This window comes from Gordonibacter sp. An230 (assembly GCF_002159915.1).
In the GTDB taxonomy this organism is placed as follows: domain Bacteria; phylum Actinomycetota; class Coriobacteriia; order Coriobacteriales; family Eggerthellaceae; genus Rubneribacter.
Window position 1 is genome coordinate 135169 of sequence record NZ_NFJP01000007.1, and the last position, 8109, is coordinate 143277.

Consider the following 8109-nt stretch of genomic DNA (forward strand, 5'->3'; position numbering starts at 1 on the left):
CCATCGCGCGATCAGCCCGCCCGCTCGATCCCCGAACGGACGGCGCGGGCGCACGCGGCGGTCACGACGACGATGCCCGCTCCCGCAACGGGGGAAGGCGCGACAAGCGAAAGGAAGAAGGCCGTCGCGACCATGGCGGCGACCCCGAGCTCGAAGCACATCCAACGCGCCCAAAGGCCGCCTGCGCGCGGACGCACCGCGTCGAGCGCGCAGGCGGCGAGCAGGCAGGCGTTCACGGCGACCGCGAGCGCGCACACCTCGAAGGCGGACGCGCCGGGAGGCAGGACGAGGACGCAGGACGCGCACGCGAGCGCCGTCGTGAGCGCGAACGCGGGCAGCGAGTCGAACGCGAGCAGCTCGAGCGTTCCGAACGGCAGCCGATCACGGACAAGGCGGTTGCGCACGTCGTCGAAGAAGGCGCGCGACAGCTCGCGCGCGCCCTGGGGCATGAGCACGGCGGCCTGTAGCCAGAACAGGAACAGGACGGGGTCGCCCGCACCGGCAACGGCCAGCGCCCCGAGCGGCACGACAACCGTCCCGTGGAACGCCAGCGCAGGAAGCCCCTCGCGCTGGCGCGCATGCGACAAAGCGGCGCGCGCCACGAGGGCCGCGCGACCCTCGCCGGGAGGCAAGCCGAAGCGCAGTGGGCGGGCGGCGAGGACGCACCGGCGGCGGTAATCGGCCTTCGCGCGCTCGTCGAGCGGCGAGAACGCGCCGACGAGCCGCAGATCGGCGCGAAGGGCGCCCTCCTTGACAACGGCCGCCATGTCCATACGCCGTGCAACGAGCGCGAGCATCGCGAAGGCCGCCGCCACAACGACGGCCGAAAACGCACCGAACGCGAGGGGCCGGGCGCAAAGCGAGATCGCCACCTGCGCGCACGCCACGGCGGCAAGCGCGACCAACGCCGCGACAACATGGCGCGCGCCCCATCGCGCCCGCGAAAGCCTCACCGCGCCGACGAGCCTGCCCGCCGCGGCGCACGCCGCCCCCGCGATCGCGCCGAGCGCGGCACAGGCCGCCGCCGCGTGCGCGAGCGAGAAGGCCGCCGCGCCTCCAAGCGCCGCCCAGCCGAGCGCGGCGCACCCCGCCTCGACAAGCGCCAAAGGCTGCGCGCCCATCGGACTGGCCGCCACGTACGCGACGTCCGCATGCGACAGCCTCAAAGGCGGCGTCCGCAGCCCTTGCGCGCCCGCCGCGAAAAACGCGAGCCCGCACGAGGCCAGCGCGCCGCGCGCCGCCGAACACACGGTCTGCGCCCCCAGAAGCGCGAAGGCGTCCGCCGCCGAAGCAACGAGCCACGCCCCCATGAGCGTCGCCCAAACGCCCATGACCGCCGCCAGGTACAGCAAGTAGATCCGCTCGCCCTTCTCCATGCCCGTTCCGAACAGGCGCAGAACGCCCCCGAGCGCCGTGCGCGCGTGCCGTGCGCGCAGCCACAGCAAAAGCGCGGCATCCCCCATCACGGACGCCCTCTCGAAAGGCGCCCGTCCTCCAAGCGCAAAACCACATCGGGGCGGAAACCGGGCGCGTCGCGATGACAGCTCGCCACGATGGCCGTCCCTGCCGCGCGCGCCTCCTCCAAAAGCGCGCTCAGCACGCACGACGCCTCCGGATCGAGCGGCCCGTAGGGCTCGTCGAGCAGAAGAAGCCTTGGGCGGCGTGCGAAGGCCAGCACGAGCGCGAGCTTCTGGCGCATGCCGCGCGAATACGACGAGGGCAGAAGATCGCGCTTTCCGCCAAGCCCGAAGCGCGCCATCAACCCCTCGGCCACGTCGTCGGCGGGGTCGAGGCGGTTCGCACGCTGCACGAAGCGCACGTGTTCGCCGGCCGTGAGATCGTCGTAGAACGCAGGCACGTCGGGGACGAACGCCACGAGCGCCCTCTGCGCTCGATCGGCCCCGTCGAAACGGCGGCCGAGAAGCTCCACGCATCCTTTGTCAGGAGCGTCCCATCCTGCCAAGCAGCGCAAAAGCGTGGACTTGCCCGCTCCGTTGCGCCCCTCGAGGAACGCCGCCTCCCCCGCCGAAAGCGCAAGCGACGCGCCCGAAAGCACCTCCACCGCCCCGTAGCGCCGCACGATCCCCTCTGCCCGCAGCACGGGCACGTCGAGCGGCTGGGCGTGCGCAGGGGTCGCGCAGGCCTTGCGCCCTCCATCTTTCCCGCCAACGGCGTCGCACACGAAAGCCCCTTTCCGGATCGCGCGGAGATCCGCTCGAAGCGCCCCTTTCCGCATCGGGCTCTCAGCATAGAGGATCGAGGGCATGCGCCGCAAGCGGTCGGCAAGCGGAGCTTCCGAAACTCGGGTCCCTCCGTTCGAAGAGCCGGCGGCGCGAACCGCCTTCGACCACCCGGTCACCGACGGTACTCGACGCACCATCTGACGCAGTAGGCCGCGTTCACGACGAAGAGCACGCCGACCACGCAGCCGACGGCGACGCGGTACATCGTCGAAGTCGGCGCCTCGGCGAGCAGCCCGAAGACGTAGGCGGCCGCAAGCACGCCGAGGCACGCCGTCAACCCCACCATGGCCGCGACGTAGGCGCTTCTCAGCGCCCGCGACGAGATGAACCGCTCGCGCTCGTCCTCGGCCGCAAGCTCCAAACCCTCCCACAGGCTCGTTCTCGTCCGCATGCGCCGGATGAACGCGAACCGAACGAGCGCCCACGCGAGGAGCGAGGCGAGGAAGGCCAGCAGCATGGGGGAGGCCGACACCGAGAAAGCGAACCCTCGCGCCGTCACGCTCAGCTCGTGAACCTCGAACGGGAACATGAATGCCGCCCCCATGAGCAGAAACAGCGCTCCGTTCGCCGAGCATTCGAACACCACCTTGCTCATCGCGCATCCTCCTCCTTCGAGAAAACGTCCTCCACCGCCATTCCGAACCGCTCGGCGATGCTCATCGCCAAAAGCAGCGACGGCACGTAGCCGCCCTTCTCCAGCGAGATGATGGTCTGGCGCGTGACGCCCACCGCCTCGGCGAGCGCCCCTTGCGACAGCCCGCGCGCCTCGCGCAGCTCCCGCACCCGGTTCGCGATCGTCGCCACACCCGCCTCCCTTCCGCAATGTCGGCACCCGCGCACCCCACGTCAAGAGAGACGGTCGGCCCGTTCCGCTCGGCACCGCCAACCCGCCCTTGCCCGCGGAGCTGCGATTCCTCCTGCGCGCCTTCCCCTCGGCACTTCGCTCAGCACGCCTACGCTGCGCCGACCCCTCTCGCATCGATGTGAAAGAAGTAAAATAAACTTGACATCACAATACGATGCGCGCCTCGATATGTCAAGTTTGTTTTACTTTTCTTCCGCGCAACGCCTATCCCTCGCCACTCGGTCAAGATAGTCTCCTCCCCAGTCGCACAGGGCCTCCAGAACGGGTGCGAACGACCGTCCGAGCTCGGTGAGCGCGTACTCGGTCTTAGGCGGCACCACCGCGTACACCGTGCGCGACAGCATCCCGTCGGCTTCCAGCTCGCGCAGCTGCTGCGCGAGCATCTTGGGAGTGACCTGAGAGACGAGCCTCCGCAACTCGCCGAAGCGCAACGTCTTCCCGCGCAGATGCCACAGGATGAGCGCCTTGTGCCGCCCGCCCACCACGTCGAGCGCCGCCTCCACAGGGCAGCGGTACCCACTTGGATCCTTTGCCATTCCTCCGCTCCCTTCGACAGTACCTTTTCGGGCAGTATATACCGAAAAAGTGCGCTCTTGCGCGTCCGGCATCGGCGAGTAGGCTGGAACCCGAACCGAACCTTATCGGAAAGGAGATGGAATGGAATTCATCGATTTGGCGAGAAAGCGCTGGTCATGCCGCACCTTCGAACAGCAGCCCGTCGAGCCGGAAAAGGTCGCGAGGATCGTGGAGGCCGCCCGCGTAGCCCCCGCTGCGGCGAACCGGCAACCTGTGCGTCTCGCCGTGGCAAAAACGCCCGAAGGCCTGGCGAAGCTGGCGAAGGCGGCCGATCTGCACGGCGCCCCGCTCGCAGTCGTCGTGTGCGCCGACGCGCAGCGCGCATGGCGGCGCCCCTGCGACGGCATGCGCACGGACATCGTCGACGCGACCATCCTCGCCGACCACATGATGCTCGAAGCTGCCGACGGAGGGCTGGGATCGTGTTTGATCTGCTGGTTCGACCCTTCCATCGTGCGAAGGGAGCTCGCGCTGCCGGAGGGCCTCGAACCCGTGATCATCCTCGTCGCAGGCTACGCCGCCGAAAGGCCCGCATCTCCCGAACGGCATAATCGAGCGCGCATCCCTGCCGACGAGCTTGTTTTCGCCAGCTTGTGACGGGCGAACGCCGCATTCAGGGCGCGCCTTGCACCTTTCACATCCCGCCGCGACCCGCGCAGGGGTGCGGGGCGCGCCCTGCGACCCATTCGAAGCGAACCGCTCCGCGTAAAGCTCTGAAGCGCCGGAAGGGGGTCCTCAGGCCACCTTCGCTCTTGCCGGGGAAGCCTCGTTGACCCCGACGCTACGTCATGGTTTACCATGGGGGAACGACGCCCGCCGCCCGACGCTAGGAGGCCCCATGGACCTTTCGCCCCCTCCCCTCGAATCCCGACCAGCGTCCGACGCCCATCGCACGGGCGGACGCATCGCGATCGCGATTCTCACCGTCCTCTCGCTTTACGTCGTCGATCTCGCTTGCGCCTTCGCCGCACCCGAGGCCGCAGGCGACTTCGTGCGAGCCATCGCCGTGCCGTTCGACCTCATGGTGTGCGTGCCGACTGCGTTCTACCTGCTCGTCGTACGGCGCTTCAGCCACTCGCCCGCCCTCGTTTTGCCGATGATCGCCCTCGGCGGCGTGCTCTCCTCCTTCCTCGCGCCGACCGAAGGCCCCTCCCTGCTCCCCCTTTTGACCGCAGCCGCGCTCGCCTTGGAAGCCGCGATCATCATGCGCGAGGGCCGCAAGGTCGCCCGCGCCTACCGCGCGGCCAAAAGCGCTTCGTCCCGCCCGAACGACTGGTTCGCCGCCGCCCTCGGCGCTCTCGTGCGCAGCGAGCGCATCGTTCGCCTCGGAGCTGGCGAGCTGGCGACGGAGTGGTACCTGCTGCGCTCATGGGGACACGCGCCCGACATCCCTGCGGGGTGCCGGGCGTTCACCCAGCACCGCCAAAGCGGCCATATGGCGCTCGTCGGCACCATCGCGGCCGTCATGCTCGCGGAAACGGCAGCCGTCCATCTGCTCGTGGCACGCTGGAGCACGCCGGCGGCGTGCGCGCTCACGGCGCTGTCACTCTACGCCTGCGCCATCCTCGTCGGCGATGCGCGCGCAACTGTTCTGAACCCCCTGCTCGTAGACGACCATGCGCTGACCGTGCGCTGGGGAGCGCGCCTCTGCGAGCGCATCCCGCTCGACGCCGTCCGAAGCGTCGGCCTCTCCGAACCAGGCGAGGACGCGCCGAAGGCCGAGCGCCTCTCCCTGGCCGCGATGGGCGCCCGTCCATGCTGGATCGAGCTTTCCCGTCCCGTTCCCGTCCGCACCGCCTTCGGAGGCATGCGCGAGGTTCGCTGGCTATGCGCAGGCCCCGACGACCCCGCCGCATTCGCCCATGCGGTCCTCGAGGCGCGCAAAGCGCTCGTGGCACCCGATGAGGGCTTCGGACGGATGCCTTCCGACGGCGAACGGCGAAAGGACGGCTCCTAGGCGGACGCGCTCGCCGCCGACATAGCCGCACGCAGGACCGACCGTCCCACCGCCACGCCGATCACGCATGCGACCACGCTGCCTCCCGCATACAAAGCGCCCAAAGCGGCCCTCCCCTCCTCCAGAAGCGCGAGCGTCTCGAGCGAGAACGCGGAGAACGTGGTGAAGCCTCCGCACACGCCTGTTTTGAGGAACAGCGCCGCTTCGGTCGGAAGCGGCGCAGGACCGTTTGCGGCCTCCGCGACAGCCCCGATGGCCACCGCGCCGAGGAAGTTCACGAGAAACGTCATGAGAGGAAAATCGCCCGCGAACGGCACGAGTCCGAGCAGATAGCGCCCCACGGCACCGACGAACCCTCCTGCCCCCACCAAGAGCACTTCCCCCATGCCGGCTCTCCTTCCCCATTCGCACGAACGACAAAGGCCGGAGGGTTCGCCTCCGGCCTGAATTCCCATGGAGCCAGCGACAGGATTCGAACCTGCAACCCGCGGTTTACAAAACCGATGCGCTACCGTTGCGCCACGCTGGCGTGCGAAGAAAATCAAACGCGCTGTGCATTGTACGACATCGAGCGCGTTTCGTGAAGCGCCCAATGCATGGCAAAGGACGCGGCCAGCGACGCCGCGGCAGACACACCGTCGCCGCGCCCCGGCCGCGCAACGCCGCCATGGCACCCCCCTGACGAGAGATCCCCGAAAGAGCACCTCTCGCTCGCGCAGGGAGGCAGCGACGGTCCGCACGACGGCGCTCGATGTGCGCCCCGACGCTCCTCCAACGGCCCGCCGCGAAGTTGGGAGCGGGCTTTTCGCACGCGAACGCGCAACGCGGGGATCGACAGCGTACACGACACTTCACCGCCAAACCGAAATCGACGCGGACCGACATGCGTCGGGTTCCGGGCCGAGCCCTTGCGCCCTGGCAAGGCGGAAAGCCGCTCCATCGGACAAGGAGCCCGCCCAAACGTCAACGGGGTATCATGCGACGGGCTTGTCCGACCTCCGCCCATCTTGGCCGAGCATCGGGAAAGACCCTCGACGCACAATCCGCATGCTTGCACGACCCGGGAAGACGCCGCGCCCCCATCGCAGCCGCCCGCCGCACCCCACGATGCGGTAGCGATCCGGCAGCTTTCGCATGAAAAGCCATCGCAGCCGCCAAACGGCTATCGGCTCGCCTCGGCAGCGCCGTGATCGGCTTCGAGCCCAAGGCTCAGCGAAGGCGGGCGGTCCGAGACCGCCGAGGGGCCCTGCCAGCCTCGGTCGGCAGGGCCCCAAGCCGATCTCGATTGCGAGCCGAAACAAAATCCAACAGCGAAAGGCCCGGCCCCCTCCCTTGCGGAAACGCCCTTCGAAGCGGATCGACTGCGCCGAAGGGCGCCAAGGGGCTTTCGTGAAAGGGACTCGCGAACGAAGCGCTCCCGCATCCGCAGAGACGACCCGCGCCCGCGCCGCCCGCCGCGGCGCGGCCAGCGCAGGGGAAGATCGGCGACCGAGCGCCCCCCTTTGCGCGGCCCGGCGCCCTCAGAGCGCGCCGGGCTCCTCGATGCTGAGGGCGCGGTACAGGCGGTCGGGCACGAGGCTCACCAAGTCGTCGGTCCACCGCACGAGGTCGGTGGGCGCGTCGGAGCGGAACCAGTCGTTGAGCACCTCGCACTCCAGCTTCGAGAACACTTCCACGATGAAGCGCATGTTGTCGTTGACCGCGACGTGACGGTAGTTCTCGAGCGTGTCGAGCAGCACCGTCTTGCGGTTCTCGGGCATCACCGTCTGGCCGAACGGCGTGTTGATGCTGTATTGGATGGACTTGCGGTAGAAGTCGCGCTCCTGCGAGATCAGCCGCATGTGATGGTAGTAGCCCGTCTTCCATCCGATCGTGCGGCCGATCTCGTTCAAGTAGAACTGCCGGCAGAAGATGGAATGCCACCACGGGATGTCGTACTTGCTCTCGAAGTGGCGGTAGAACGTCTGGCGCGAGATGCCCGCGTTCTCGCAGATCTCCGCGATGGTGATGCGGTCGAGCGACTTGTCCACCGCGTGGAGTATCCGCATCTTCGTGCGCAGCTCCGGCGAGTCGAACACGTCCTCCCCGCGCGCTAGATTCGGCAACATGCGCTCCTCCTTTCCCTGGAAGCGGCGCCCCGCACGCTGCGGGCGCCCCGCTCGACGACCTATGCCAAGAACATAACGCCCGCGCTCATCCTCTCGTACGTGACGTTTCGCACGAAACGTCACGCGAAAGGGTACGTTCGCCATAATACGTCTTGCGTGGCGGACATCTGCGCTGCGCATGCGCACTCGACGCGTCGCGAACGGCTCGGCAACCTTTGAATCCACGACCCCTGCACATCAGAATGCATCTATGGGGAAGTGGACAAGCCGCTTCCAACCTCTCGAAAGGAGACTGTCATGGCGAAGATAGTCAACTCGTGGAACGACTGGGATCCGCTGAAGCGCGTGATCGTCGGCCGC

9 protein-coding genes and 1 tRNA gene are annotated in these 8109 nt (G+C 68.4%); 2 read left to right on the forward strand and 8 right to left on the reverse strand.

What is annotated here, in order from left to right; genetic code table 11:
• Positions 1 to 11: 11 nt before the first annotated feature.
• The 5 genes from B5F40_RS05510 to B5F40_RS05530 form a co-directional block, all read right to left on the reverse strand.
• Complete coding sequence (locus B5F40_RS05510; RefSeq protein WP_087193373.1) at positions 12 to 1463, reverse strand: hypothetical protein; 1452 nt, start codon at positions 1461 to 1463, stop codon at positions 12 to 14.
• Positions 1463 to 2182: an ABC transporter ATP-binding protein gene (locus B5F40_RS05515; RefSeq protein ID WP_239442924.1), complete on the reverse strand. Its 720-nt coding sequence runs from the start codon at positions 2180 to 2182 to the stop codon at positions 1463 to 1465. Before B5F40_RS05515 ends, B5F40_RS05510 begins: the two co-directional genes overlap by 1 nt.
• Positions 2183 to 2355: 173 nt before the next feature.
• Positions 2356 to 2838 (reverse strand): hypothetical protein, encoded by a 483-nt coding sequence (locus B5F40_RS05520; protein WP_087193374.1) that lies wholly within the window; start codon positions 2836 to 2838, stop codon positions 2356 to 2358.
• On the reverse strand, positions 2835 to 3047 hold the full coding sequence (locus B5F40_RS05525) for a helix-turn-helix transcriptional regulator (RefSeq protein WP_342395013.1): 213 nt from the start codon (positions 3045 to 3047) through the stop codon (positions 2835 to 2837). The genes B5F40_RS05520 and B5F40_RS05525 overlap by 4 nt, the downstream gene beginning before the upstream one ends.
• Positions 3048 to 3290: 243 nt before the next feature.
• Positions 3291 to 3644 (reverse strand): winged helix-turn-helix transcriptional regulator, encoded by a 354-nt coding sequence (locus B5F40_RS05530; protein ID WP_087193375.1) that lies wholly within the window; start codon positions 3642 to 3644, stop codon positions 3291 to 3293.
• Positions 3645 to 3765: 121 nt separating this feature from the next.
• Here B5F40_RS05530 and B5F40_RS05535 point away from each other — a divergent pair, with 121 nt between their 5' ends.
• Both B5F40_RS05535 and B5F40_RS05540 read left to right on the forward strand, forming a co-directional pair.
• Entirely contained in the window at positions 3766 to 4281 is a 516-nt protein-coding gene (locus B5F40_RS05535; protein WP_087193376.1) for a nitroreductase family protein, read from the forward strand.
• A 241-nt stretch (positions 4282 to 4522) separates the two neighbouring features.
• The gene (locus B5F40_RS05540) at positions 4523 to 5641 is read left to right on the forward strand and encodes a hypothetical protein (protein WP_204217338.1); all 1119 of its coding nucleotides are present in this window, start codon (positions 4523 to 4525) and stop codon (positions 5639 to 5641) included.
• Here the strand turns inward: B5F40_RS05540 and crcB are convergent.
• The 3 genes from crcB to B5F40_RS05555 form a co-directional block, all read right to left on the reverse strand.
• Complete coding sequence (gene crcB, locus B5F40_RS05545) at positions 5638 to 6027, reverse strand: fluoride efflux transporter CrcB (protein WP_162610904.1); 390 nt, start codon at positions 6025 to 6027, stop codon at positions 5638 to 5640. The genes B5F40_RS05540 and crcB overlap by 4 nt on opposite strands.
• A 68-nt stretch (positions 6028 to 6095) precedes the next feature.
• Positions 6096 to 6170 (reverse strand) — tRNA-Thr (locus B5F40_RS05550).
• Positions 6171 to 7161: 991 nt separating this feature from the next.
• Positions 7162 to 7749: a TetR/AcrR family transcriptional regulator gene (locus B5F40_RS05555; RefSeq protein ID WP_087193378.1), complete on the reverse strand. Its 588-nt coding sequence runs from the start codon at positions 7747 to 7749 to the stop codon at positions 7162 to 7164.
• Positions 7750 to 8109 lie beyond the last annotated feature (360 nt).

What these genes read in the sequence shown, in the direction of transcription:
- B5F40_RS05510 (WP_087193373.1), bottom strand. Translation starts at nt 1,463, where the DNA reads ATGGGGGATGCCGCGCTTTTGCTGTGGCTGCGCGCACGGCACGCGCGC.
- B5F40_RS05520 (WP_087193374.1), bottom strand. Translation starts at nt 2,838, where the DNA reads ATGAGCAAGGTGGTGTTCGAATGCTCGGCGAACGGAGCGCTGTTTCTG.
- B5F40_RS05530 (WP_087193375.1), bottom strand. Translation starts at nt 3,644, where the DNA reads ATGGCAAAGGATCCAAGTGGGTACCGCTGCCCTGTGGAGGCGGCGCTC.
- B5F40_RS05535 (WP_087193376.1), top strand. Translation starts at nt 3,766, where the DNA reads ATGGAATTCATCGATTTGGCGAGAAAGCGCTGGTCATGCCGCACCTTC.
- B5F40_RS05540 (WP_204217338.1), top strand. Translation starts at nt 4,523, where the DNA reads ATGGACCTTTCGCCCCCTCCCCTCGAATCCCGACCAGCGTCCGACGCC.
- crcB (WP_162610904.1), bottom strand. Translation starts at nt 6,027, where the DNA reads ATGGGGGAAGTGCTCTTGGTGGGGGCAGGAGGGTTCGTCGGTGCCGTG.
- B5F40_RS05555 (WP_087193378.1), bottom strand. Translation starts at nt 7,749, where the DNA reads ATGTTGCCGAATCTAGCGCGCGGGGAGGACGTGTTCGACTCGCCGGAG.